The organism is Exiguobacterium profundum (assembly GCF_001909285.1).
Classification (GTDB): Bacteria; Bacillota; Bacilli; order Exiguobacteriales; family Exiguobacteriaceae; genus Exiguobacterium; species Exiguobacterium profundum.
On the sequence record NZ_MRSV01000001.1, the window covers coordinates 699179 to 723702 of the forward strand.

At 48.6% G+C, this 24524-nt stretch carries 29 protein-coding genes and 2 riboswitches; of the genes, 14 read left to right on the forward strand and 15 right to left on the reverse strand.

What is annotated here, in order from left to right; genetic code table 11:
* Positions 1 to 20: 20 nt before the first annotated feature.
* Entirely contained in the window at positions 21 to 320 is a 300-nt protein-coding gene (locus tag BBB58_RS03800; RefSeq protein WP_041917952.1) for a rhodanese-like domain-containing protein, read from the forward strand.
* Positions 296 to 484: a hypothetical protein gene (locus BBB58_RS15050; protein ID WP_143180218.1), complete on the forward strand. Its 189-nt coding sequence runs from the start codon at positions 296 to 298 to the stop codon at positions 482 to 484. The genes BBB58_RS03800 and BBB58_RS15050 overlap by 25 nt, the downstream gene beginning before the upstream one ends.
* 42 nt (positions 485 to 526) lie before the next feature.
* Here the strand turns inward: BBB58_RS15050 and folE2 are convergent, their stop codons facing one another.
* On the reverse strand, positions 527 to 1438 hold the full coding sequence (folE2, locus tag BBB58_RS03805; RefSeq protein WP_074035555.1) for a GTP cyclohydrolase FolE2: 912 nt from the start codon (positions 1436 to 1438) through the stop codon (positions 527 to 529).
* 254 nt (positions 1439 to 1692) lie between these two features.
* Between folE2 and BBB58_RS03810 the strand changes: the two genes are divergently transcribed.
* A complete protein-coding gene (locus BBB58_RS03810; RefSeq protein WP_074035556.1) occupies positions 1693 to 2523 on the forward strand; it encodes a TerC family protein in 831 nt (276 codons plus the stop codon).
* A 36-nt stretch (positions 2524 to 2559) separates the two neighbouring features.
* Here BBB58_RS03810 and BBB58_RS03815 read toward each other — a convergent pair whose 3' ends face one another.
* The 4 genes from BBB58_RS03815 to BBB58_RS03830 are packed head-to-tail and all read right to left on the reverse strand — an operon-like array spanning position 2560 to position 5522.
* Positions 2560 to 3093, reverse strand: coding sequence for a 1,2-dihydroxy-3-keto-5-methylthiopentene dioxygenase (locus BBB58_RS03815; protein WP_074035557.1), 534 nt, complete (start codon positions 3091 to 3093; stop codon positions 2560 to 2562).
* 13 nt (positions 3094 to 3106) lie between these two features.
* Positions 3107 to 3724, reverse strand: coding sequence for a methylthioribulose 1-phosphate dehydratase (locus BBB58_RS03820; protein ID WP_074035559.1), 618 nt, complete (start codon positions 3722 to 3724; stop codon positions 3107 to 3109).
* A complete protein-coding gene (locus BBB58_RS03825) occupies positions 3721 to 4371 on the reverse strand; it encodes a 2-hydroxy-3-keto-5-methylthiopentenyl-1-phosphate phosphatase (protein WP_074035561.1) in 651 nt (216 codons plus the stop codon). Before BBB58_RS03825 ends, BBB58_RS03820 begins: the two co-directional genes overlap by 4 nt.
* The gene (locus BBB58_RS03830) at positions 4368 to 5522 is read right to left on the reverse strand and encodes a 2,3-diketo-5-methylthiopentyl-1-phosphate enolase (RefSeq protein WP_074035563.1); all 1155 of its coding nucleotides are present in this window, start codon (positions 5520 to 5522) and stop codon (positions 4368 to 4370) included. Before BBB58_RS03830 ends, BBB58_RS03825 begins: the two co-directional genes overlap by 4 nt.
* 72 nt (positions 5523 to 5594) lie before the next feature.
* Positions 5595 to 5696: riboswitch (SAM riboswitch) on the reverse strand.
* A 205-nt stretch (positions 5697 to 5901) separates the two neighbouring features.
* A riboswitch (SAM riboswitch) is annotated at positions 5902 to 6004 on the forward strand.
* An 82-nt stretch (positions 6005 to 6086) separates the two neighbouring features.
* On the opposite strand from BBB58_RS03830, the gene mtnK reads away from it, so the two are divergent.
* From mtnK to BBB58_RS03855, 5 genes are read left to right on the forward strand one after another with little or no spacing between them, the layout of a single operon-like run.
* Positions 6087 to 7238, forward strand: coding sequence for an S-methyl-5-thioribose kinase (gene mtnK, locus BBB58_RS03835; protein WP_074035565.1), 1152 nt, complete (start codon positions 6087 to 6089; stop codon positions 7236 to 7238).
* Positions 7235 to 8269, forward strand: coding sequence for an S-methyl-5-thioribose-1-phosphate isomerase (mtnA, locus tag BBB58_RS03840; protein ID WP_012727480.1), 1035 nt, complete (start codon positions 7235 to 7237; stop codon positions 8267 to 8269). The genes mtnK and mtnA overlap by 4 nt, the downstream gene beginning before the upstream one ends.
* Complete coding sequence (locus BBB58_RS03845; RefSeq protein WP_074035566.1) at positions 8262 to 9341, forward strand: sugar ABC transporter substrate-binding protein; 1080 nt, start codon at positions 8262 to 8264, stop codon at positions 9339 to 9341. The genes mtnA and BBB58_RS03845 overlap by 8 nt, the downstream gene beginning before the upstream one ends.
* Positions 9341 to 10714 (forward strand): sugar ABC transporter ATP-binding protein, encoded by a 1374-nt coding sequence (locus tag BBB58_RS03850; protein WP_074035568.1) that lies wholly within the window; start codon positions 9341 to 9343, stop codon positions 10712 to 10714. The genes BBB58_RS03845 and BBB58_RS03850 overlap by 1 nt, the downstream gene beginning before the upstream one ends.
* 1 nt (position 10715) lies before the next feature.
* On the forward strand, positions 10716 to 11717 hold the full coding sequence (locus tag BBB58_RS03855; protein WP_074035570.1) for an ABC transporter permease: 1002 nt from the start codon (positions 10716 to 10718) through the stop codon (positions 11715 to 11717).
* A 14-nt stretch (positions 11718 to 11731) separates the two neighbouring features.
* Here BBB58_RS03855 and BBB58_RS03860 read toward each other — a convergent pair whose 3' ends face one another.
* The gene (locus BBB58_RS03860) at positions 11732 to 12214 is read right to left on the reverse strand and encodes a GNAT family N-acetyltransferase (protein ID WP_074035572.1); all 483 of its coding nucleotides are present in this window, start codon (positions 12212 to 12214) and stop codon (positions 11732 to 11734) included.
* Between the two features lie 75 nt (positions 12215 to 12289).
* Between BBB58_RS03860 and BBB58_RS03865 the strand changes: the two genes are divergently transcribed.
* Positions 12290 to 12670 (forward strand): VOC family protein, encoded by a 381-nt coding sequence (locus BBB58_RS03865; RefSeq protein ID WP_074035573.1) that lies wholly within the window; start codon positions 12290 to 12292, stop codon positions 12668 to 12670.
* A 28-nt stretch (positions 12671 to 12698) separates the two neighbouring features.
* Here BBB58_RS03865 and BBB58_RS03870 read toward each other — a convergent pair whose 3' ends face one another.
* Complete coding sequence (locus BBB58_RS03870; protein ID WP_074035575.1) at positions 12699 to 13007, reverse strand: winged helix-turn-helix transcriptional regulator; 309 nt, start codon at positions 13005 to 13007, stop codon at positions 12699 to 12701.
* Between the two features lie 118 nt (positions 13008 to 13125).
* Here BBB58_RS03870 and BBB58_RS03875 point away from each other — a divergent pair, with 118 nt between their 5' ends.
* The 3 genes from BBB58_RS03875 to BBB58_RS03885 are packed head-to-tail and all read left to right on the forward strand — an operon-like array spanning position 13126 to position 15714.
* The gene (locus BBB58_RS03875) at positions 13126 to 13617 is read left to right on the forward strand and encodes a lactoylglutathione lyase family protein (protein WP_074035577.1); all 492 of its coding nucleotides are present in this window, start codon (positions 13126 to 13128) and stop codon (positions 13615 to 13617) included.
* 2 nt (positions 13618 to 13619) lie between these two features.
* Positions 13620 to 14600 carry a zinc-binding dehydrogenase gene (locus BBB58_RS03880; RefSeq protein WP_074035579.1) on the forward strand — a complete coding sequence of 327 codons (981 nt, stop codon included), beginning with the start codon at positions 13620 to 13622 and terminating at the stop codon, positions 14598 to 14600.
* A gap of 55 nt (positions 14601 to 14655) precedes the next feature.
* A complete protein-coding gene (locus BBB58_RS03885) occupies positions 14656 to 15714 on the forward strand; it encodes a threonine aldolase family protein (protein ID WP_047794793.1) in 1059 nt (352 codons plus the stop codon).
* 43 nt (positions 15715 to 15757) lie between these two features.
* Here BBB58_RS03885 and BBB58_RS03890 read toward each other — a convergent pair whose 3' ends face one another.
* The 6 genes from BBB58_RS03890 to BBB58_RS03915 all read right to left on the reverse strand — a co-directional run bounded on the left by BBB58_RS03890 (position 15758) and on the right by BBB58_RS03915 (position 21056).
* The gene (locus BBB58_RS03890; protein WP_012727470.1) at positions 15758 to 16258 is read right to left on the reverse strand and encodes an SRPBCC family protein; all 501 of its coding nucleotides are present in this window, start codon (positions 16256 to 16258) and stop codon (positions 15758 to 15760) included.
* A complete protein-coding gene (locus BBB58_RS03895; protein WP_031422096.1) occupies positions 16255 to 16587 on the reverse strand; it encodes an ArsR/SmtB family transcription factor in 333 nt (110 codons plus the stop codon). The genes BBB58_RS03890 and BBB58_RS03895 overlap by 4 nt, the downstream gene beginning before the upstream one ends.
* A 62-nt stretch (positions 16588 to 16649) precedes the next feature.
* Positions 16650 to 18941, reverse strand: coding sequence for a bifunctional glutamate--cysteine ligase GshA/glutathione synthetase GshB (gene gshAB, locus BBB58_RS03900; protein WP_074035581.1), 2292 nt, complete (start codon positions 18939 to 18941; stop codon positions 16650 to 16652).
* Entirely contained in the window at positions 18925 to 20253 is a 1329-nt protein-coding gene (locus BBB58_RS03905; RefSeq protein WP_074035583.1) for an MATE family efflux transporter, read from the reverse strand. Before BBB58_RS03905 ends, gshAB begins: the two co-directional genes overlap by 17 nt.
* 129 nt (positions 20254 to 20382) lie before the next feature.
* Entirely contained in the window at positions 20383 to 20850 is a 468-nt protein-coding gene (locus BBB58_RS03910; protein WP_074035585.1) for a hypothetical protein, read from the reverse strand.
* A complete protein-coding gene (locus BBB58_RS03915; protein ID WP_012727465.1) occupies positions 20847 to 21056 on the reverse strand; it encodes a helix-turn-helix transcriptional regulator in 210 nt (69 codons plus the stop codon). Before BBB58_RS03915 ends, BBB58_RS03910 begins: the two co-directional genes overlap by 4 nt.
* Positions 21057 to 21175: 119 nt before the next feature.
* Between BBB58_RS03915 and BBB58_RS03920 the strand changes: the two genes are divergently transcribed.
* On the forward strand, positions 21176 to 22108 hold the full coding sequence (locus BBB58_RS03920) for a ring-cleaving dioxygenase (protein ID WP_074035587.1): 933 nt from the start codon (positions 21176 to 21178) through the stop codon (positions 22106 to 22108).
* Between the two features lie 22 nt (positions 22109 to 22130).
* Here BBB58_RS03920 and BBB58_RS03925 read toward each other — a convergent pair whose 3' ends face one another.
* Positions 22131 to 22571, reverse strand: coding sequence for an RrF2 family transcriptional regulator (locus BBB58_RS03925; protein ID WP_012727463.1), 441 nt, complete (start codon positions 22569 to 22571; stop codon positions 22131 to 22133).
* A gap of 186 nt (positions 22572 to 22757) precedes the next feature.
* On the opposite strand from BBB58_RS03925, the gene BBB58_RS03930 reads away from it, so the two are divergent.
* A complete protein-coding gene (locus BBB58_RS03930; RefSeq protein WP_012727462.1) occupies positions 22758 to 23858 on the forward strand; it encodes a globin domain-containing protein in 1101 nt (366 codons plus the stop codon).
* A gap of 41 nt (positions 23859 to 23899) precedes the next feature.
* Here BBB58_RS03930 and BBB58_RS03935 read toward each other — a convergent pair whose 3' ends face one another.
* Positions 23900 to 24316 carry a hypothetical protein gene (locus tag BBB58_RS03935; RefSeq protein WP_143180220.1) on the reverse strand — a complete coding sequence of 139 codons (417 nt, stop codon included), beginning with the start codon at positions 24314 to 24316 and terminating at the stop codon, positions 23900 to 23902.
* Positions 24317 to 24524 lie beyond the last annotated feature (208 nt).

Below are 24524 nucleotides of genomic sequence, written 5' to 3' on the forward strand. Positions count from 1 at the left end.
GATTGAAAGGGGAACTATGTATGCAAAGTATTCATGCGACAGAATTAAGAGAAAAATTAGAGAACGGGGAGTCTCTCCATATCATCGATGTGCGCGAACAAGATGAATATGAGGCAGGGCATATCCCGAACGTACCACTCTATCCATTATCGGAATTCCCACAAGTGACAGAAAAGTTGGCACAAGACAATGTCTATCACGTGATCTGTCGTTCAGGTGGACGGAGTCAGACGGCGTGTGATTACTTAGAGTCGCAAGGCTACAAAGTCGTCAATGTCGACGGCGGAATGCTAGCTTGGGACGGCGACATCGAGGCGTGATACTAGAGAATCCTTGGGTCGTTGTACCCCTTCTTATCGCGCTCTACCTCACGGTCTATGCGGTGATGAAGCGATTTGACTGGGAGAAGTGGCGACTCGTCTGGGCAGTGTGGGTGATGCTCATCATCATCCTATTGACGATTGAACTCGTGACAAGTCTATAAAAAAATGCGGAACCTCTTTTATAAAAAAGGTTCCGCATTTTTTTATGCGTCTTGGCGTTTATCAAATGTGATCGATGCGATTGCGTCATGTTGGTGAATCGACTCTTCGTTACGGCATTCGACGAAGAAGTTCACAACTTGTTTCATCTCGTACAAGTCAGCCGCGATCAAGCGGACCATATCCTCGACGAAACGTGGGTTTTCGTACGCGATTTCAGTCGCACGTTTTTCATCCGGACGTTTAAGGACCGGGTGGAGTGGTGCTGAGGCGTTTGACTCTGCTGCATCGAGAAGTGCTGCACGCCAGTCGAATCCGTCCATCGATGTCTCATCAAGACCGGCTTCGATCGTGATGTACCCACGTTGGTTATGGGCACTGTATTCACTGATTTCTTTTGAGCATGGGCAAAGCGTCGTGACGTTGATGACGAGACCGACTGTCACGTTTGCAACACCCGTTTCGAGGTTATATGTCACACGGTGCATGACGTCCGCGTTCATCAAACCGCTAAGACCTGTCGCAGGTGCTTTACGCGTGAAGAACCATGGGTAACGGATTGTCAATTGGCCTTCTGTTTGTTCCATACGCTCGGCGAGCTCTTGCGCGAACACGATTAACGAACGGTTTGATACCGTCCACCCTTGTTGATGGTACGCGTCGAGCTGCTCTGTCAAACGAGACATGTTGATCCCTTTACGGTCTTGTACGAGCGATGTCGTTAATTCAAATGTGGCGACCGTTGACTGGACCCCTTCTGGCGTCTCGACGTTCACGGGGTGCTTCACGTTTGAGATGCCGACACTGTCGAGGGCGAACAAGAAGTTTTTCGGTGTATTTTGTAAATCGACCATTTGTTCTTTTTCGGTCGGCTTTGTTCCTTTAATCGGTGGGACCGACCCGAACAATTTATGTCGTTCTGCTTTAGTAGGTAAAGCGACATGGCTTGTAGACATAATCGGATTCTCCTTTTTTCGATTTGTTTAAAGCACCACTCGTTCTTGTTAGGATTTTATCACGAAATGATGGCTGAACGGGTATGATTTTGCTCTCATAACATGTTTTGAATATGAAATAAAAAAAAAATCCTTCAGATATTGAAGAAAGAGGATTGATTTACTTTGTGAACGGGAATAAAATGGTCCTGTGAACTTAAAAAATAGATCACTATTAAATATGAAGGAATTGAAAGAAAAAAGGAGATGTTTTTATGGATTGGCAGTTAGTCCTGCAGTATGCCTGGATCGTCGTCGTACTCGTCGGTTTGGAAGGCTTGTTATCTGCAGACAACGCGCTCGTCTTGGCCGTTATGGTCAAGCACTTGCCGCGTACAGAGCAGAAGAAGGCATTATTTTATGGACTCCTCGGGGCATTTGTTTTCCGATTTATCGCATTGTTCTTGATCTCGTTCTTGATCAACGTATGGCAAGTTCAGGCACTCGGTGCGCTTTACTTAATCGGGATGAGTGCGCGACACCTGTATATGACCTATAAGGCGAGAAAGATGGAGCCGAAGCAAGATTTGGCGGCCGAGGCGAAGGAAGAGACGGCTGTCACGGAGAAGCAAAAAACAAAAAAAGAATTTTGGCTCACTGTCGCAAAAGTCGAGTTTGCGGACATCGCTTTTGCCGTCGACTCAATCTTGGCAGCGGTCGCGCTTGCGGTCAGCTTGCCACCACTCGGTCTAGGTGAAATCGGTGGGATTGACTCGGGTCAGTTCTTCGTCGTCTTGACCGGTGGACTCATCGGGGTCGTCTTGATGCGATTCGCAGCTCGGATTTTCGTCAAGTTGCTTCATCAGCGTCCGACACTTGAAACGGCCGCTTTCATCATCGTCGGTTGGGTCGGGGTCAAGTTGACGGTGCTCGTACTTGAACACCCTGGTTTCAAGGAATTGATTGCCGGAACACCATTCGAATTCATGGGACTCCCAGACGGGTTCGTCCACTCGACAGCTTGGACGATTTTCTTCTGGTCGGTCATGGTCGGGATTGCGACATGGGGCTGGTTCTCATCGAAACCGACAGCGGTCAAACAATAAAAAGTGGTCTCTCGTTTTTAAGCGAGAGACCTTTTCTTATGCAGTTACATTCTCTTTGTCGTAAATCGGTACCCAGCCTTCAGTCGTCACGAAAATACGAACGGCGACGACTTGGCGGTCTTCTTGTAATGTGAAGTAATGACGTGTGTTGACCGGCACGGAGATGAGATCACCTGGATTGAGTTCGATATTGAAGTATCCGCGTTCTGCATCGTCAATCGCAAAGATGCCGTGACCACTGACGATGAAACGAACCTCGTCATCTGTATGATGATGCTCTTTTTGGAAGTTGATTAGCAGTTCATCTAAATTCGGTGTCGCATCGGATAGCGAGATGACGTCAGCCGTCTTGTAGCCACGTCGTGCTGATACATCTTGAATCTCGTCACGGAACGTCGCCAAGATGGCTTCTTTGTCTTCGTCTGTCAGTTGGTAATTTTCCTGAAGAGAAGCCGGTAACTTTGCGATGTCCCATGCTTCGTAAAGGATGTCTCGTGATTCTAAAAAGGCACGTACCTCTTGTTGGTCGCTGACGCGTTCTTCTGTTTGTTGGAAATAAATCGTTGCCATGTTGAATTCCTCCTTATGAATGGACGCCTAAGGCGCGTAATTTTAATGAATAGCTGAACAAAAATTCATATGCTTCTAAATAACGTTTTGCCGCAGCTGGCGTCTCGCCCCAAACGGTGATTCCGTGGTTCCGAATGAGGACGGCACCGGCATCGCTTGTGACGTGTGTGGCGAAAGCGCGAGCGAGCATCGGGATATCCGCGTGGTTCTCGATAATCGGGATTCGTACACTGGCCGTCTCTTCCCAATAACCGAGCGCTTTGATGATTTCTTGACCTGTGAACGTAACATGACCTTTTGCAGCATACAGTTCCGAGATGACGTTATTGTCGACCGTATGCACGTGAAGCGAACATGTTGCGTTCGTATTGTTGAAGATATCGACATGTAACAACGTCTCAGCCGACGGTTTGCCTGTCTGCTCTCCAATCAATTGACCGGTCGCATCAACGAGGACGAAATCTTCATCGGTGCGCTTTCGTTTATCACGACCGCTTGCCGTCACAAGGAATGTCAATGGGTCATCTGATACGCGGATCGCCAGGTTCCCGCTCGTTCCGGGGAACCAGTCTCGTGCGGCGAGCTCGTCTTTAATGTCGGCAAGTTCTCCCCACCGTTCTTGCACAGTCATACGTTCACTCCTTTCATATGAGCTGAGATATCGTAGAATGTCTCGAACGGAATATGTCGAATTCCTTCCGCATCACATAGCGAAATCAATTGCCCCCGTGCATACACGACGTCGGCACGTTTGGCGATTTCAAAGTCGGTGACGGAGTCCCCGATGACAATCAACGTGTCGGTAGGTGAGACAATCTGTCGGGCAATCGTCGGCTTGCAGCATCCACAATCGTTCGAACAATGGACATCGCATGTATGAGGCCAGGTGACGTGTGCCGTCTCTCCAGAGAAATCAACATGATTGCAGTAGATGTGTTCCGGTTCGACGTAACCTTCTAGAATCGGATGGACGAAAAAGTCCATTCCGCCACTGACGACATCAAATCGAAAGCCGCATGACTGTGTCTCCTGTAAAAACTCGATAAACCCTGGTCGAAACGTTATGGTCGACTGAAGAAATTCACGGTACTTCAATTCCTGTTCACTCGGGAGCAAGCTGAACATCTGACCGACGCCTTCGCGAATGGAAAGCGTTTGGTTCAACACACCATCTTTAAGTTCGACCCATTCAGGTGGGGCGAAGCGTCGCATCAATGCGATGATGTTATCTTCTTCCGTGATGGTCCCGTCGAAATCACAGATGACGTGCGTACTCATCGTGCACCCCACGCATCTAAAGCAGTCGATAACGCATCGGTCTCGCTCGTCTTACCAATTGCTTGATCGATCGCTTGGCGGAACGCTCTCGCTCCGTCAGCCGCACCGTCTGGATGTCCGTGAATCCCACCACCCGCATTGATGACGACATCTGATCCGAAGTCACGAATCAAATCTGGTACGAGTCCAGGATGGATTCCGGCAGACGGGACCGTCAGAATCGGTTTCGTCCAATGAGGTTCTGTCGCGTACGTCTGAATCTGTTGTGCCTCGTCTTTCGGTGTCGACAGTGAACCGTATGGCGACGGGAAGAGTGTCAAGTCTGCCCCGGCCAAGCGAATCAGTTTCCCGAACAGTAGGGAATGACGAACCGATCCGGTCAACGCTCCGGCAAAAGCGGGATGTGCCAAAATCGGGACATGAATCTCAGGATCTTTAGCGAGCTCGCGCAATGCGTCGAGCCCATACGTATATACGTTGAATAAGAGTGCGGTCGCGCCTGCCTCAATCAATCGCTTCGCCTGGTCGCGTAAGGTGAAAACGGGTCCGCTCAACGTGACGGCGTATAGAACGGAGCGACCGGTCGTTTCTTTATGCTCCCGGATGACCGATGCCCCGATCCGTGCCCGTTCGAGCGACGGGGTGAGCGGATTGTCATATAGAATTTCATCGTCTTTGACGAGGTCGATGCTGCCTGCGAACTGGTCCCGGAGTTGTGTCGACAAAAAATCAAGGTCTCGTCCGATGACGCCTTTGAAGATGCTCATCGCGAGCGGGCGGTCGTGTACACGAAGGATGTCCCGGACCCCTTCAACTCCGAATGCGGCACCCGGAAAGTCCGGTGCGAGTTCCTCTGGAAGCGAGAGGTCGACAAGTTGAACGCCTGGGTCGAGGGAGAGCTTACCGAATGTCGTCGTCAGAATGGACGAAAAGTCCGGTGTCACGTTATGTAGCGGGTAGCGAATCGAGAAGCGACTTGTCGTTTCTTGTTGGGACGTGGCGATGACCTCACCTCGGAACGCTTGCAGTTGATATTGTTCGAGATGGTTCAACTCGGTCCATGTCCCGACGGTCAGCTCATGTGCGATTTTCTCAGCTACACGCTCGACGTGATCGGTATGTTTGATTTCATAAGTAGCGATGATTCCCATAAGTTCCTCCTTTCAGGTAAAAAAAAAAATGACCTCATGCCAAGGCAAGAGGTCATTCAAAAAAACAATGAACTCTTATCTCTCAGCGTTAGCTGCAAGAATTAGCACCGTGCCATTTCTGGTCGGTTGCTGCGACATCATCGGGCTTGTCCCTCCGTCTGCTCTTGATAAGAATAGTTGTGAAGTTGTGAAATTTAATTGAATTTTTACATAGAATCGCTCACTCGTCAATTCCTTTTTTTGAGAAAAATTGTTTAAAAATAATGTTTCTATATATGCGTGTCGAAAATAAGTGGGCGACTGAAAATAGAGGATTGACAACTAGCATGCCTAGTCCGTAATATTCGTCTCAACACGTCCAACACAATTACATCATTTACTCTTATCGCGAGTTGGCAGAGGGAATTGGCCCTAAGACGCCGCAGCAACCGACCATTTGGCACGGTGCTACATCCACCAGACACATGTCTGAAAGATGAGAGGAACAACCATTTTGGGTGTGCCTCTTTCTCGCGGAGAAAGGGGCTTTTTTCATGCATAGATCCAAGAAAGGGGAAAATCATCATGGCTTATGAGGCGTTTACAGAACAAAGTGTCGTCGAACACGTTCGACAGTTGGGGTTACTAGAAGAGGGGATTGCAGAATGTGAGGAGATTGGGGATGGCAATTTAAATCTCGTCTTTCGCATTCGTCAAGGAGAAACGTCATTGATTGTGAAACAAGCGTTGCCGTACGCAAAAGTCGTGGGAGAGAGTTGGCCGCTCACGCTTGACCGGTCGTGGATCGAACAACTGGCACTCCGTGAATTTTCTAAGGTCGTTCCTCAGTTCGTACCGGATGTACTCGGTAGCGACCGTGAACTCGCCTATACGATTTTGGAGGATCTGTCAGCGTTTGAGATTGTTCGGACGGGCTTCCTAAAAGGAGAGAGCTATCCGAATTTAGCCCGCCACGTCGGTACGTTTCTCGGTGAAACGTTGTTTGCGACGTCTGACTACGCGAACGGACCGCTCGTGAAGAAACAAAAAGAAAAAGAGTATTACAATCCAGAGCTATGCGATATCACGGAAAAGCTGATCTTCACCGACCCGTATCGCGATGCAGATTCGAATCAAATCGAAGCGGCCCTTCGTCCGGATGTGGAGCAACTGTGGTCAGACCTCGCCTTGAAAATTGAAGTGACGAAATTGAAGGTTGGGTTCGTGACCAAACATGAAGCGTTGCTACATGGAGATTTACATACAGGAAGCATTTTTGCGACCCGTTTGGAAACGAAAATCATCGATCCTGAGTTTGCCTTTTACGGTCCGTTCGGCTTTGACATCGGTCAAATCATTGCCCATTTGGTGTTCTCAACGTATGCGCATCCGTTGAAACGATTCGAACGCTTCACAGAAGTGCTCACGGTCTGGGAGACGTTCGAAAAAACGTTCCGTACCCGCTTTACACAGACGGTCGAGCCGTTCAACACAGTAGGATTCGTGGACGAACTGTTGCCATCCATTTTGAGCGATGCGATCGGCTACGCAGGTTGCGAATTGATTCGGCGGACGGTCGGTCTAGCTGGTGTCGCCGACTTAGAGACATTGCCGGATGACCTTCGCATCGAACGGAAACGCCACGCCCTAGAACTTGGTACGCGTCTCATCAAACAGCGTCATCAGATTCAATCGATCGATCAGCTGATCCCGGTCTTGTCGGAGGTGCGCGTATGAGTGTGCAAAGTATTCATTTCGATGCCGACACGGAAGTGTTGACGATTTTAGATCAGACGCTGTTGCCGCAAGAAGAGCGCTATGTCGAAGTGTTGACGCTCGAACAAGCCGAGCAGGCAATCAAGTCGCTTCAAGTTCGCGGTGCACCGGCCATCGCTTATTTCGGGGCGTTTGTCCTTGCGAAAGAAGCGTCACGTCTGCAAGACAATCCATATTTTCATCTCCAATTGAATCAAGTCGGTCAACGGTTGATTGCGACAAGACCGACCGCGGTCAACTTACAGCATGTCATCGAATCACTCCTTCGACTGAATGTGGGAGAGGACTTTGAACAGATTGCAAAAGCAATCAAGCAGCGTGCGATTGAAATCTTTGAACAAGACGTGGCTACGTATCGCACGATTGGGGAACATGCGCTCACCGTGTTACCCGCTGGTGGCAACGTATTGACGATTTGTAACGCCGGTGCCATCGCGACGTCACGATACGGTACCGCGCTCGCGCCGTTCTATGTCGGGAAAGAGCGTGGCATCCCGTTTCGGGTGTTCGCGTCCGAAACGCGACCGCTGCTTCAAGGAGCACGACTGACCGTATGGGAGCTCGACCGGGCAGATATCGATGTCACACTGATTACAGATAACATGGCGGCCTGGACCATCCAGACGAAACAAATCGATGCTATCATCGTCGGGGCGGACCGCATCACCCGTACCGGTCATACAGCGAATAAAATCGGAACACTTCAGCTTGCGATTTTGGCGAAGCATTACGGCATCCCATTCTATGTGGCTGCTCCGCATTCGACATTCGATTTAGAGGCAGATGACACGATTCAAATCGAAGAACGGGACGCGCATGAAGTGACCCATATCGGGGGACATCCGACGGCACTCGTCGGCATCACCGTCTTCAATCCGGCGTTTGATGTGACACCACCCGAACTGATTACCGGTCTAATTACAGAGACAGGTGTGCTCGAACCGACTGAGTCGGTCATTGTAGAACATGTAGGAGGAAACACATATGTCTAAAAAAATCATCTTCTTCCTGTTGACCGTCATCCTGGCACTTGCCGGATGCACGAATGAACAGGCTCAACCGAAAACGACTACGACAACAAGTAAAACGGAAGCGAAAACCGTCAACGTCTCAAATGAGACGCTTCCGAAAAATCTAGAAGTCGCCCTCGTTATGCAGATGTCGATCGGGACGTTCTCTTCGCAGTATATCGAAGGGGTGACCGAGCAAGTCGAAGCGTTCGGTGGCAACGTGAAAGTGTATAATGCCGAAAATGATTTGTCGAAAATGGCGAGTTATGTCGATACGGCGACGACGCAAGGAGTCGATGTGATTTTGATTGACCACGGACGTGCCGATGCCTTGAAAGAACCGGTTCAACGGGCGCTCAACAAAGGCATCAAAGTCGTTGCATTCGATAACGATTTGACGAACGAAGGCGTGACGGTCATCGACCAAGATGATTATTCACTAGCATGGCGCTCGCTCAAAGCACTCGCGGAAGATTTGGACGGGGAAGGGAACATCGTCACGATTTGGGTCGGTGGATTCACCCCGATGGAACGTCGACATACGATTTATGACGCGTTCTTAAAACGCTATCCCGGCATCCAGGAAGTCGCAAAGTTCGGTTCGGCGACGAACAACACGGCGCTCGATACGCAAAGCCAGATGGAGGCGATTTTGAAGAAGTACCCGGAAGGCGAAATTGATGCGGTGTTTGCGATGTGGGATGAGTTCGCAAAAGGGGCGAGCCGTGCCATCAAACAGGCAGGACGTGACGAGATTGCCGTCTATGGAATTGATTTGAGTGACGAAGATTTACAACTTATGCAAGAAGAGGGAAGTCCGTGGAAAGTGACAGCTGCCACAGATCCAGCCGAAATCGGTCGCATTCAAGTCCGTTACGCTTATCAAAAAGTAGTCGGGGACGAAACGCCTTCCATTCATTCGGTCGACCCATATCTAGTGGATCGTGATGTCTTGCCGGACGAGGCTGTCACGATGGATGATCTTGGACAGTACGTTCCGGGTTGGGGCGAATCAAATGCGGCATGGTCGGATTGGATGAAGGAGACGGACTGATGATTCACTTGGAACGAATCACGAAACAGTACGGTGACGTCACGGTGCTTGATCAACTGTCATTCAGTTTGAAGCCTGGAGACATTCATGGTCTCCTCGGTTTGAACGGGGCCGGTAAGAGTACCCTCATCAAACTGCTAAACGGAACGGTCGAACCGACGTCCGGCGAATTGTCCATTGATGGAAAACCAATCTGGCTCACACCAGCGGAAGCGATTCGTCATGGCATCATCACGGTATCGCAAGAAGTCGATGATGCGCTCTATTTGGACTTGCCTGTGTATGAGAATGTCCTTCCATGGCAGACGGTGAAATGGATTCGCCCGCAACGTTTGAAAGAGCGAGCGCAACGCGTGTTGTCCCGAGTCGGTTTAGAGGTCGATCCAACGATTCCAGCCGGTGAATACCCGCTCAGCGTGAAGCAGCGCCTTCTCATCGCCCGAGCACTCGAGAGCGATGCCAAGTATTTACTCCTCGACGAACCGACCGCTGCCTTATCGGAAACGGAGGCCGACGCCTTACTGGAATTGTTACAGAAGCTTGCGACAGAAGGAGTCGGAATTGTATTGGTCACGCATCGTTCAAACGAGCTCACACGGGTCACGTCGACCTCTACGTTTCTTCGAGACGGACGTGTTGTGTACGATGGACCGTACCAATCGCTCTCCTCGGAAGCGGTGCAGACATTTTTGAGTGGGACGACATTTGATGCAGTGTTAGAAAAGGCAGTGCCTGAAAATGAGATTTTCTTGTCTGCGCAGTTGCCCCTTCCACTCTTCCAATCTGACATTTCGATTGAAGCGTATCGCGGGGAAGTGCTCGGGATTGGTGGATTGACGGGAAGTGGGAAGACGGAACTGATGGAAGCATTGTTCGGTCTTTCTGGGATTCGTCAATCCATCACAATCGAGGGGAAAGAGCACGTGATCAAAGAACCGGCAGACGCCGTACGTTTAGGATTTGCACTCGTTCCAGAGGAGAGACGTCGTCATGGATTATTTTTAGACGAGACGATTGAACGGAACGTGATTGCTGTCGCAGGAAAGACCGATGATGTCTCGGACGTATTGAAATCGCTTCGTGTCCGCTATGCGAACGTGAAACAACCGGTAAGTGAGCTGAGTGGCGGAAATCAGCAGAAGGTCGTCTTCAGCAAATGGTTGCTCGATGACCGAGACATCTATCTGCTCGACGAACCGACAAAAGGAATCGATATCGCAGCGAAACAAGACGTGTATGAACGCGTCATTGCACTCGCGAAACAAGGGAAGACCGTATTGTTCACGTCAAGTGAGCGACATGAACTCGAACGGGTCGCCAATCGAATCGTTTGGCTCGACCGTGGACAAATTGTAGAGAAAGGAGGCGTGTAAGATGGCACAATTGGTGGTCAAGGAACGAAAACGAATCAGCGGTCATATCGGTCAGTATGGGACGTTACTCGCAATCCTTGGTTTGATTGCGGTCTTTACCGTGACGAACAATCAATTTCTGACGTATGCAAATTTTAGTGACATCATCAAATCGGTTTCAATCGTGTCGTTACTTGCCCTTGGCGTCACATTCTCGCTCATCGTAGGAGGATTTGACTTATCAGTCGGATCGACGGCGAGTCTTGCGACAATCGGGGCGGCAGCAACCCTCGTCCTTCATCGACAAGAGCTACTCGTCGCTCTGCTGATCCCACTTGCACTCGGGATTCTCGTCGGGCTGTTAAATGCGCTCGTCACAATCAAGTTTCGGTTGCCGGATTTACTAGCGACACTCGCCATCATGTACGTCATTAACGGGATTCAATTGACGTATACGAAAGGATTCTCGATTTATGACAACATGCCGATTGAAGGGGGGACGGCGCCAGGACGTTTCATTCCGTCGTTTCTATTCATCGGTCAAGGGACAATCGGTCCGATTCCGTTCGTCGCCCTACTCATGCTGGTATTCTTTATCGGAGCGCATCTGTTCTTGACTTATACGCGGACTGGGCGTGAATTTTATTACATCGGATCGAACGCCGAAGCGGCCCGTCGTTCTGGGATTGCCGTGAATCGCATTAAACTTTATGCCTACGTGCTCAGTGGGTTGTTTGCGGCCATCGGTGGGATCATTCTTGCATCTCGGATTGGGACTGGTCAGGTCTCGGCTGGGGCACCCCTCTTGATGGATGCCGTCGCGGCTGCTTACATTGGTTATGCTGTCTTCGGAACAGGGCGTCCGAACGTCATCGGAACATTGATTGGAGCTATTTTGATTGGGATTCTTCTAAACGGACTGACGATGTGGGATGTCCCGTATTATGCGCAAGACATCGTCAAAGGGACGATTCTCATCGGAGCGCTCGGTCTCTCATATATTCAAAAGAAGCAGCGGACATAACGAAACCCCGGACATCAGTTGTTCGGGGTTTTGCTGTGTTCATGTGTCATCGAAAGAAAAGGATACACTCCACCGTTCGTCTCCTGCATAAATATTTCCTGTGGGGTGAAACCGAGCGATTCATATAAACGGATTGCTCGCTTGTTGAACGTGGCGACAGTAAGACACACATTGCAAGTCCCATATGTCGCATCAATCCAATTTAAAATCGATGTTAGAAATCGATATCCATTACCGTTGCCCGTCAAATCAGGGCGCATGCCAAGACCGATGGTAACAGTTCCTGGTGATTCGAATTGTAACGTGACAAAGCCGATCATCTCATTCGTTTCAAGGACGGCGAACGTCGTGTCGCCCCGTTCATCTGCATCTAAAAATGAGGTGAGGTCTTCCTCGTCGGCGTCCATATTGTAAAACGCGTAGTCGCCTTCATAGCGCCACTCAAAGGCGATACGTTCTGCTTGCTCTTGGGTGAGTGGTTGAAACGTATAATTCATTGAAATTCCTCGTCTCTGATGGAAGTGGTCGTGCTACACTCAAATCGTATCATGAAAATAAAGGGAGGGGACAAGATGGCAGTCAAGTTGGATATGATCGGCATCGTCGTGAAGGATATGAAGCGCTCACTCGATTTTTATCGTGCGCTCGGGTTTGAGATTCCGGAAGCGATGAATGGAGAAGCGCATGTGGAAATCGATGAGGGGGGCGTGCGTCTCGCGTTCGATACGGTGGAAGTGGCCGAATCGGTGTACGGGGAATGGAAACAGGCAGAAGGACATCGGATTGAGCTTGCCTTCTTATGTAAAAGTCGAGAGTCGCTGAATATTTTGTATGATTCAGTCCTTGAACAAGGTTATGCGTCACACAAAGCACCGTGGGATGCGTTCTGGGGTCAACGTTACGCCATCCTGTACGATGCGGATGGGAATTTGATTAGTCTGTTCGCCTCATAAAAATAATCCCGGGCCATGTGGCTCGGGATTATTTTTTGTCGTGGCACTCTCCCCATGAACAAAGGGCATTCATGGCGGGTTGCAGTCCGAGGGCGTCTTCGGTCAATGAATATTCGACGTGCAGGTGCTTCTCGGTCGAGTAGTCGACACGGTGAACCATGCCGAGCTGCTCGAGCTCGCGCAATTGGTCGGTCAACACTTTTCGGCTGACGTCCGGAATCGCTCGTTGAATATCAGAAAAACGAAGCGGTCCATCTTGAAGCGTGCAGTACACTTGGGGGCGCCATTTGCCGCCGATAATCTCAAGTGCGCGGTTGACGGGGAACGATGTGGTCATGTTCAAGGAACCTCACTTTCGGGTAGTTACTTCAATGTGCGTACTTTTTTTCTTGTTTTTATGACAGTATCTTATCGTTATCCGCTAAATAGAGAAAAAAAAAAGGAGTAGATGAAACATGACATATCCAAGAACATTTTCCCACATCGGTCTTTCTGTACCGAGCGTCGCTGAGGCCGTAAAATTTTATGAGGACGTGATGGGGTGGTATACGATTATGACACCATCAGACGTTGTCGAGGATGATTCGCCAATCGGTGTGATGTGTACCGACGTCTTCGGACCGGGCTGGGGCAAATTCCGAATCGCTCATATGTCAACGGGAGACGGAATCGGGATTGAGTTGTTCGAATTCCCGAACAACGAAACACCAGAAGACAACTTCGAGTTTTGGAAGACAGGGATCTTCCACTACTGTGTACAAGACCCTGACATCGAAGGGCTCGTCGAGAAGATTGTCGCTCACGGCGGGAGACAACGGATGCCGATTCGTGAATACTACCCAGGTGAAAAACCGTACCGCATGGTGTACTGCGAAGATCCATTCGGCAACCTCGTTGAAATTTATTCACACTCATACGAACTCACGTATTCGGAAGGAGCTTACTAAACATGAAAGCATGGCTACTCGATCAACCTGGTCTTGATCATCTGCATATTGGAGAAATCGACCGACCGACACCAGGAGCGGGAGAACTGTTGATTCGTGTCGAAGCGGTCGCCTTGAATCCGGTCGATTATAAAGTCGGATCAAATGGAAACCCGAATTGGTCATATCCACACATTCTCGGTGTCGACCTCGTCGGAGAAGTCGTTGAGGTCGGTTCGAGTATCGCCAACATCATTACGGGTTCGCGTGTGGCTGTTCATACGGATCTTTCGAAATATGGGGGATTCGCCGAGTATACGGTCGTCGATGCCCGGGCGTGTGCGGTCGTTCCGCAAGGTGTAAGCGATGAGGCGGCGGCTTCTATCCTGTGTGCGGGGATGACAGCATATGAAGCGGTCATGCAGAAGCTGAACACGCGAGATAAGGAGACGATTCTCGTACACGCAGGAGCGGGCGGTGTCGGTGGATTTGCGATTCAGCTCGCAAAACGGCTCGGTCTGAAGGTATTCACGACGGCATCTCCTGAGAACGTTGAGTGGGTAGAATCACTCGGGGCGGACGTGGTGATTGATTATAACGTCGAGGACGTGACGTCACGGATCATGGAAGAAACAGATGGACGTGGTGTCGACCTGATTTTGAATACAGTCGGACGAGACGTTGCGACAGCAGACCTAGATCGTCTCGCATTCAGCGGACACCTCGCCTACATCGCCGGGCCACCAGACATGACGAACATGAAAGGCTTCACGTTATCTCCTTCGATTCACGAAGTGGCACTCGGGGCGGCGCATGCGAGCGAGGACGAACATGCGATTCGCAACTTGGCGTATATGGCCGAAGAGATGATGAACTTGCTCGATGCAGGTGAACTGAACGATCTCGTCACAGAAGTGTTGTCGTTCGACCAATTGAAAGAAGGTCTCGAAAAACTACAAACGCGAAAAGTGCGCGGTAAACTCATCGTCCGCATTCGCGACTGAAGAGAGGACTCCCTGTTATACTGACAGGGAGCTTATTTGTCGAGGAGGGGAAAGAATGGAGCGATTGGCAGACACGTATCGTCAGACGAACGTTCAATTGAGCGGTCACGGCAAACGGGAAGCCGGGGTATTGAAACGCGCATTTGAGCATGTGCGTGAAGATGAGCCGAGTGATCAGTATGGACAGGGGAAAACGATTCGACAGTTCGAAGAGAAGATGGCACAGGTTCTTGGGAAAGAGTCGGCAGTTTTCTTTCCAAGCGGTACGATGGCACAGCAGATTGCGCTACGCATTTGGTGTGATGAGACAGGGAAGAAAAAGGTCGCATATCACCCGCTGTGCCACCTTGAAATTCATGAGCAGGATGGTTTAAAAGAGTTGCATCACATCGAACCGATTTTAGTGGGGGACGAAAACCGATTGATGACGCTCGAAGAGATTCAAGCGTTACCGGACATCGCGTGTCTGTTGCTCGAACTGCCACAACGAGAAATCGGTGGGGAATTGCCGACGTTCGAGGAACTTGTGGCAATTCATGAACACTGTCGTGAGAAAGCGATTCATCTACATCTGGATGGTGCACGACTGTTCGAATCGCTTCCGTATTATGAAAAAGAGGCATCTGAGATTTGTGCGCTCTTTGATAGCGTATACGTCTCGTTTTATAAAGGAATCGGTGGCATTGCCGGTGCCATCCTTGCTGGACCGAAGGCATTTTGTGACACGTCGAAAGTATGGAAGCGACGCTACGGTGGTGACTTGATCAGCTTATATCCATACATCCTGTCTGCGGATTATTATTATGAGCTACGAAAAGACAAGATGACCGAGTATCGAAACGAGGCCGTCCGCTTGGCAGCGCGCTTCAATGAACTCGATGGCGTGTGGACGACTCCACGCATCCCGGTCACGAATATGTTCCATCTTCATTTTCAAGGGGAGAAGGAAGAAATTGGTGAGAAAATTGCGCGCATCCAAGAAGAAACAGAAGTAGGCATTACGGGGTATCTTGTTGAAAAAGACGGACACTGTTCAACCGAAGTAAGCATCGGAGATGCGTTTGAACGGATTACGCGAGAACAGCTTGATGGATTGTTTCGGCAGTTCAGATGAATCAAAATATGCACCATTCCTTTTCGGGAACGGTGCATGTTTTTTACTGGCTTACAATCGCTTCGAGACGATCGAGTTGGGAAGTGAACCCTTCGACAGCGCCCATTTCGACGACTTGTTGGAGAGCCTCTTCATTCGGGAATTCGGAGCGACTAATGAATAACGTGCCTTCCGATGTATCGAGAAATTCATTTGTGATCGTCATGACAGGCAAGTCCGGATTGACGTGTCCGTCCGCATCCGAGAATGCATCCGTATAGACGATTCGGGAGTATGGATCGATGTCGATAAAGGTTGATTTGCCCCATGATTCCATACCATAAAAGTCACCTTGTTCTTTGTCGACACAAGTCATGCAATAATGCCAAATCCCCCCCGGTTTGAAGTCGAAGCTGTATACTTTCGTCTCCCATCCGGACGGTCCCCACCATTTCTCTAAATGTGCAGGTGTCGAGAATGCTTCAAATACAAGTTGGCGTGGTGCCTTGAACAGACGTTCCATAATCAATGTCGTGCCCTCTACATGTGATTTGACCGTACTCATGATCCATTCTCCTCTCGCTGTGACTCCGCTAAAAACGTCTCCAATCGATCGAGTCGCTCTGTTTCCCGAGCCATATAGGTCCGCCAAGCATCTAACGGTTCGAGTGCTTGAGACTTGAGTGCATAACGTCTTCGATTGGCATCAATGGTTACTGTGACGAGACCTGCATCATACAGAATTCGCAAGTGCTTCGATGTCTGCGGTTGACTGATCCCAAGCTGATTTGCCATCATTACGACCGTCCACTCTTGTTTCCGTAACAATTCGATCATCCGCAACCGGTTCGGGTCGGCTAACGCTTGAAACAAAGAAGCCAATCTCTCTTCCATTTTTCGTCACCGTTCTCTTATTTTGAATATTCCCAATTAGGAATATTCTGAAACAGGAATACTCAATATTTAAACAATAAATCAAGTAGCATCTCACCAATCGGTCGTTCTTTTCCTTCATAAGGAAAAGCGTGGATATGGATGGCGGGATTAAAATTCAATTCGATGATACCGTATTCGATTTGCGCATCATCGAGAGAGGGAATCATCATATCGACACCACAGATGGTTGCCCCGACTGACTTAGCGGCATCGACAGCAATACGCTTATAGATGTCAGAAATTTGATCCGTATAGTCGATACTATCTCCGCCGGTACTGATATTAGAGTTTTCGCGTAAGAAGACACGCTCATCGAGAGCGGGAATACTATCGGGGGTCTTGCCTTGAGCACGTAAAAATGAGATGACGACCTCGTCGATTTCGATTTTCTCGAGCGGTGTCTTGTATCCTTTTCCGCGTAACGGGTCTTCATTTTTTGTCGCAACTTGTTGACGGATCGAAGAGGTGCCATCTCCAGTGACGTTCGCCGGGACACGATGGAGGATGCCCGCGACATCATCCCCGATGACGAGGAAGCGATATTCTTTTCCGGGTAAGAATGTCTCAAGTAAAACGACATCATCAAACGTTTTCGCATACTGAAATGCAGACAGTGCTTCCTCATACGTCGCTCCGTCTTTAAAAATGTGAATACCGACTCCGAAGTTTGTAGACTTCGGCTTTAAGACGATGGGTTGTTTTGAAAATGAATGCCATGCCTGAGATAAATCCGATTCCTCTTGAAGTTCTATCCCTTCAGGGACACGAATGCCATGCTCTGCGAGTACAAACTTTGTCACCGTTTTATTCTCCATCATTAAGACGGAAACATAATTGTCTTTTGATGTTTTCGTTGCCTGTTTGACGTATTCTTCGTGTTTGCCGTTTCGAATCCGAATGAACTGGTCAGAACGATCGATGACATCGACACGATAACCACGTTTAATTGCGGATTTCATTAAGATTTGAGTAGACAGTTCCAGGTCGGCATAACCGTGAATGCGAAAACGATTTACATAGGCGTCCTCATAAAAGTGTTCTGCTTGGGCGAGGGACCATGCGTGATAACCTGTCTCGATCATAATCGTCTTTAATCGGGAAGCGTACGTCCTGTCCACGTGATCAATTTTTTCGCGTACAGCGGGAAAGACATCTTCGAAGCCGAGGTCATAGTGTGTGTTGAACGAATCGATGGCGTCGAGAAGTTCTGTCGCGTACGTGTGTAAAGGTATGGCGTAACCATCTCGAGTCAATATGCTTGCGGGAGACATGCCTTCTTTGGCGACACGTTGTTGATTATTGTACGCTTCAGCTTGCCAATCGACATGAGATGTCTCCTCAGTAAAGGTCAAGTACAACAAAAACAGATGAAGGAACCGTAAATCTGAACGAGCAATTCCGGTCTTTTCAAACGGATTCAAATCGATATTGCGAATTTCAATGTAATCGATACCGTGTGCCTCGAGTTGATTTAAGTCGTTACCACCTTTCGATGTTTTCAATCGGATAGGGGAGTAGAGTTCGTTCGGATTGGCAATCTCGCCTTTGGCAATGAACCATCTTACATCATCTATATAACTAGAGAGTGTCGCATAATTTGGATAAAGTGGTTCAACATTCGTATACCCACAGTCGCTATTCCGATAGGACAATGCTTGTTTATTTGAAAAAGTGTCTACATGGAGCGCTTGCATCTGACTGACACATTGTTCTTCATAACTCACATGAACGGCTGGTGTAGCACCGAGCAAATAGACGATGAGCCAACGCATTCGTAAATATTGACGAACTAACTTCAAATATAGGTGATCTTTGAAGTGTCGATATTGTTCAGGGGATCCTTCGTATAATGCGGATAACATCTCATCGGAAAATGAAAAGTTGAAATGGATTCCAGAAATGAGTTGTTTTTTCGCACCATTTTTTTGGAGCAGATGCTCACGATAACGGCTAGCCTCTATTCCGGACACACCAAAATCAGCGAGTGGAATCGTACCACCTTCCGGCAAGGCACATGGCATCGATTGTGGCCAAAGGCGTTCATCGCCTATGTTGAGCGCCGTAATATCGTAAAGCGTTTCTAAGAAATGATGTGCCGCCTCAATCGTCGGAAACGTCGGGGTGACAAGCTCAATTTGACTTTCAGAAAAGTCGGTCGTGATATATGGATGTGTCGCTTTATGACCGAGTGCTTTTGGATGCTTCGTAACAGCTAGTGTGCCTTCTGACGTGACTCGTAACATTTCTCGCTCGATGGCAAATTTTCCACTTGTGATGAGATGGTGGGGTAGTTGATTAAACTGCTTCTGCAAGGGAAATCACTTCCTTTTTCGTTATTTTGACAAAGAGGGCAGAGACAAGCCCTTTTGTGATACTTGAGATGGCGATACTCCACCAGATAGCATCGATTCCGAGATAAGGAAAAAAAAAAAATGCGAGCGGGATACGGGCCACTGTGAAAATAATCGAGATGGTCGCGGGGATTTTCGGTAATCCGAGTCCTGAGAAGTATCCGTTTCCGATCATTTCAATCGATGAGAAGACGAGCGAAATGCCGATAATTCGCAAGTAGCTCGCCCCAATTTCGATGGTTCGAACGTCATCGACGAATAGACCAATGAGTAAATCTGGGACGAATAAAAAGAACAACATAATGAATCCTGTGTAAACCATCCCGAGTCGGGTCGTTACCCGGTAACCTTCATAAACACGATCTACTTTTCGTGCCCCGAGGTTTTGACCGGTATAGCTAGCCATTGCTCCGTTCAAGCCACCAATCATCATGTAGGCAATCGATTCGATTTGAAGTCCGATGCGCTGTGCCGCAATCGCTTCCGTCCCGTATGAGCCAATCATGCGGGCAAGAAAAATACTGATTACCGTGAACAAAATCCTTTGGGTTGCCATCGGAAAACCAAGACGGATGATTTCTTTATAGTCAGCTCGAGTCGGCTGAACGACTTCATCCCAATTGAATAATGTACGAGCGCGGTGCCAAAACAATCCGAACATCATGACGTTGGCGACAAGTGTTGCAAGAGCAGCCCCGATCACACCGAGTTGGAATGGATAAATGAAAATCGGGGAGAGAATCATATTGAGGATGACACCTGTCGCATTGATTCGCATCGCTGTTGTCGTATTGCCATATGCACTGAATAGACGAGCAAACAGCAAATTAAAGAAAGAAAAGATGAGCATCGGCGCGCTGACGAACAAATATTCATACGCAAGCTGCTCCACAGCGGGGGCACCCATATTCAAATAGCCGATGAGGGTATGACCGAATACAATTAGTAGTGAGGCGTACGAAAGACCGAGTGTTAGATTCAGACGCCTGCCGGCCCGGACATGACGCTGAACCGAATCGAGGTCACGTCTCCCAACAGCTTGTGATACTTTGATGCCGGCGCCAACGACAATCAACGATTGAATCGCCTGTCCGAGCATGATATAAAAACTAGCTGCACCGATACTTGCCACAGCATCGCTCCCGAGCGCACCGACCCAAAACATGTCGACGAGACTATACGTAAATTGTAATAACGAGCTACCGACGAGCGGAAGGGCAAGAGCCAGAATGACGCGTTGCACGTTTCCAATCGTCAAATCGACGGTTTTCACAAAGCAAGACTCCTTACATTCTTTATATAACCATTTAGTTATATATAAACACGGTGTAATAGAATTGGCAATCATGATAGCCGAATCGATGAAAAATAGACACAAAAAAAGGAATTCGTGATGAATTCCTTAATGTCGATAGACGCGAATCCAGGTCGTCATATAAACGAGTGTCGCGATGATCAATGTAGAAGCAAGGGCGTATATTGGATAGGCAGGGAGCGTCTCTTCAAATAACGGATAGAACATGAACGATCCCATAAGGATTGGGACTGAAATGCCGAACGAGACGTAGGCAGCTTTTGTCGCTTTCGCTGTGATGATTTGTTCACGCTCATCGACCTCACTGAACTCTGTCATCCGGACGGACCATTGGGCAAAGCTCAACTGTTTATTCGGCCGGGTGTTAAACGAATAGACTGTCCAAACGATGCCAAAAACAACGAGTAAAAGTAGTGGAAGTAGATTAAATTCAACTAAGAATCGGTCAGACTCGATGACTGTTTTCGACATATCAGATAAAAACGAACTGAATAGAAAAGCCATCAGGACATACAGGATGATACTTGAAATAGATTGAATGACGACATGTTTCATTGTGATTCCTCCTCGATTGTGAATATAGATTCGACCGGTTCCTCAAACACCCTTGCGATGTGCATCGCCAGCATGAGCGACGGCGTGTAGCTGCCTTTCTCGAGCGAGATGATCGTCTGTCTCGTCACACCAACTTTTTCGGCCAGGTCTCCTTGGGTTAACTGGTGCCGGGCACGCAGTTCTTTCACGCGGTTGATCAATGGCATCGTGCCACCTCATTTCTAGTTTCTACCACTAGTGTAAAACAAACTTTACATAATGTAAAGAGGACTTTACTCATTTGGGGATGATACAATAACGATATAGTCGAAAGGGGAGATGAGGGATGAAGGTGATTAGTGGACAACATCACGTGTCAGCGATGACCGGGGATGCTAAGAAGAACTTGCGATTCTACAGGGAAATACTAGGGATGCGGCTCGTCAAAAAGACGGTTAACCAGGATGACCCATCGATGTATCACTTGTTCTATGCAGACGAGACGGGTACGCCTGGAACCGATTTGACGTTCTTTGAGTTACCGTTTCTCGGACAGACGTATCGAGGGTCAAGCAGTATTTCTCGGACAGCACTCAGGGTGCCGGATGGAGCGCTCGCGTACTGGCAGGAGCGTTTTGACGCTTTCGATGTATCTTACGGAGAAATCGAGTTGGTTTTAGGAAGGGCGACCCTTTCGTTCGAAGATCATGAGGGTCAACGTCTCTGTCTTGTAGAAGGAGGGAGTGGGACACCTTGGAGCAAAGGTCCAGTGCCAACGGACCTCGGCATCTTCGGTCTCGGATTCAGTGAGTGGACGGTACGGCGGATTGACAAGACGGCACGGGTGCTGACAGAAGTGCTTGGCTATCGATATGTAACGACATTTGAACGGGATGGACATGACGTGCGTGTCTTTGAGACGGGCGAGGGTGGTGTGGCAACAGAGATTCATCTCGTCGATCGGCCGGATTTGCCATCGGAACGACCAGGGCGAGGGAGTGTGCATCATGTGGCGATTCGAGTGGAAGAAACAGACGATATGACGAAGTGGATCGAGAAGCTTGACGCACATGGAATCAGCCACTCTGGTCTTATTGACCGTTACTATTTTCAGTCGATTTACTTCCGCGAACCGAGCGGAATCTTAGTGGAACTGGCAACAGATGAACCGGGATTTGCGATGGATGAACCGCTTGAGAGACTCGGAGAGCGATTAGCCTTGCCTCCGTTTCTTGAGTCAAAGCGAGCAGAAATCGAATCAAAACTAAAGTCTTTGTAAGCGGAAAACCCGACGGACCATTTCAGTCCGTCGGGTTTTGTACGCCTAATAACATGGCGAGTTCGTTCGTTCGGTTGACGACGAGATCCGCAATCGTGTAACGATCGAGTACATGAAGAAACGCCAACATGGCTTCATTCAAAACACCTCGTAAATCACAGGCAGGTGCGATGACGCATCGGCCTTCCCCGAAGCATTCCACGAGTTCGAACGGTTCCATCGTCCGAACGACTTCCCCTACATTGATGTCATCCATCGGTCGTGCGAGTCGAAAGCCGCCGCCTCGACCACGCACCGATTCCAAATAACCATGTTTCCCAAGCTCATATACGACCTTCATGACATGGTTTTTGGAGATGTTATATTGGTCTGCCACTTCTTGAATCGTGACGAGCCGATGTGAAAACGTAGCGCTATACATCAACGTTCGCAGTGCGTAGTCACATGTTTGCGTGAGTCTCATCCATCATCACCTCTCGTTTCATTGTACAAGACAATAAAAAAAAGTGCGATTCGAACAAATGTGAAAGGGTGATGGCGAAAATAAGTCAGAAACGTGAAATCTACTTTAAACAAGTATTTAATATATTGCTTTAAAGTGACTTGACTCACATAATGAACGTGTACAAAACAAAAGGGGGAAATTCACATGTTAGATCAACAAACGATTGAGATTGTAAAGGCGACGGCACCAGTTTTGAAAGAAAATGGTGTGACGATCACGAAGCATTTTTATCAACGAATGTTTGAACAAAATCCAGAAGTTCGTCACTTCTTCAACCATACGAACCAAAAGCGAGGACGTCAGCCGGAAGCACTCGCGAACGCGGTCTATGCGGCTGCGCTTCATATCGACCGACTCGAAGCGATTCTTCCTGCCATCCAACCAGCACTTCATAAACATAAAAGTTTGAACATCCGCCCGGAGCATTATCCGATCGTTGGTGAGAACTTGCTTGCGGCGATTCAAGACGTACTCGGTGAAGCTGCAACACCTGACATCATCGATGCATGGGCAAAAGCTTACGGTGTGATTGCCGATGTCTTCATCTCACTCGAGAAAAAAATGTATGATGACGCGCCATGGGTCGGATTCAAACCGTTCGTCATCGAAGAAATCATAGTAGATACACCTGAAGTGAAACGATTCCGTCTCGTCGCGAAAGATGGAGTTATTGGCACAGCCATCCCAGGACAATATGTCTCGGTTCAAGCGCGCATTGCAGGAGAGGACATCCTACATCATCGTCAATATAGTGTCATCGAGACGACAGAGGACGGCTACTGGATTGCGCCGAAAGCGGAGGGACTCGTCTCAAACTGGCTTCATGAGCAGACGGTCGGAACAGAAGTCCCGATGAGCGCACCAGCAGGAGAATTCATCCTTGAAACGTCTGAACGTCCGCTCACACTCATCGCGGGAGGAATCGGGATTACGCCCCTCTTCAACATGGCGAAGACGGCACTCGAACAAGGACGTCCTGTCACGTTATTGCACGCGGTTCGGAGTATGGACCTTCGTCCACTCGGAGACGAACTCGATGAACTCGTGAAGGAAGGGCTTCATCTGCTCACACATGCAGATGACGTATCGGGTTGCATGAATAAGTCACACCTTGAGGAACTTGATGTGGAAGGGCATGATGTTTATACGTGCGGACCGAATGCGATGATGGAAACGGTCGTTCGCGCTATTCCACAGGCACGATATGAATTTTTCGGACCGTCTGGAGTTCTTGCGACCAACTAAAAAAGACGACTGGAAAAAGTCGTCTTGATGCACAATATAGGTTATTCCGTAAGTTTACTTGAATGTATGACTTGTTTGTTGGCATCCAATGTTTCAAGTGACCACGAACCATCTGACGGTTGTGTTGTTTCAATGACATATGTCATGGTGTAGCTTTCAATTTCGGGATCGTTTACAAGAAAATCTTTTGAGACATCGTCACCGTTTAACCGTAAATAGACGACATCTTCCGGTCGCTCTTTAAGGTGAACACCGATGTACTCCATGTCTTCAACTCGAAGGATAACGAAATCAAAAGGCTGATTCGGCTCTGTTTGTTTCGTGACAGACCCTAAGTTCCCTGTTTCGACATCAATCTCAGCTAGACCGATGACGGAGCGGTCTTCATTTGTGTAAAAAGAGAGAACGGACTGTTCCATATTATGAATTTCAAACGTATACCAATTGTTCGTCGTCATATAACGATTCATTTCTTTTTCGGCATTTTCTTATGAGTCACCAGCCTGAATGTTAGTGTAGGTGTAAAGTCCGACACCGACTGCGATGGCTACGATGATGAGACCGGAAACGATTGTGAGTAAGATGATTCGCTTCGACATGATTGTTCCTCCTGACTTTTATAAATACGAACACCCCATGCTTCGCAAATGCGTGCATGGGGTGTTT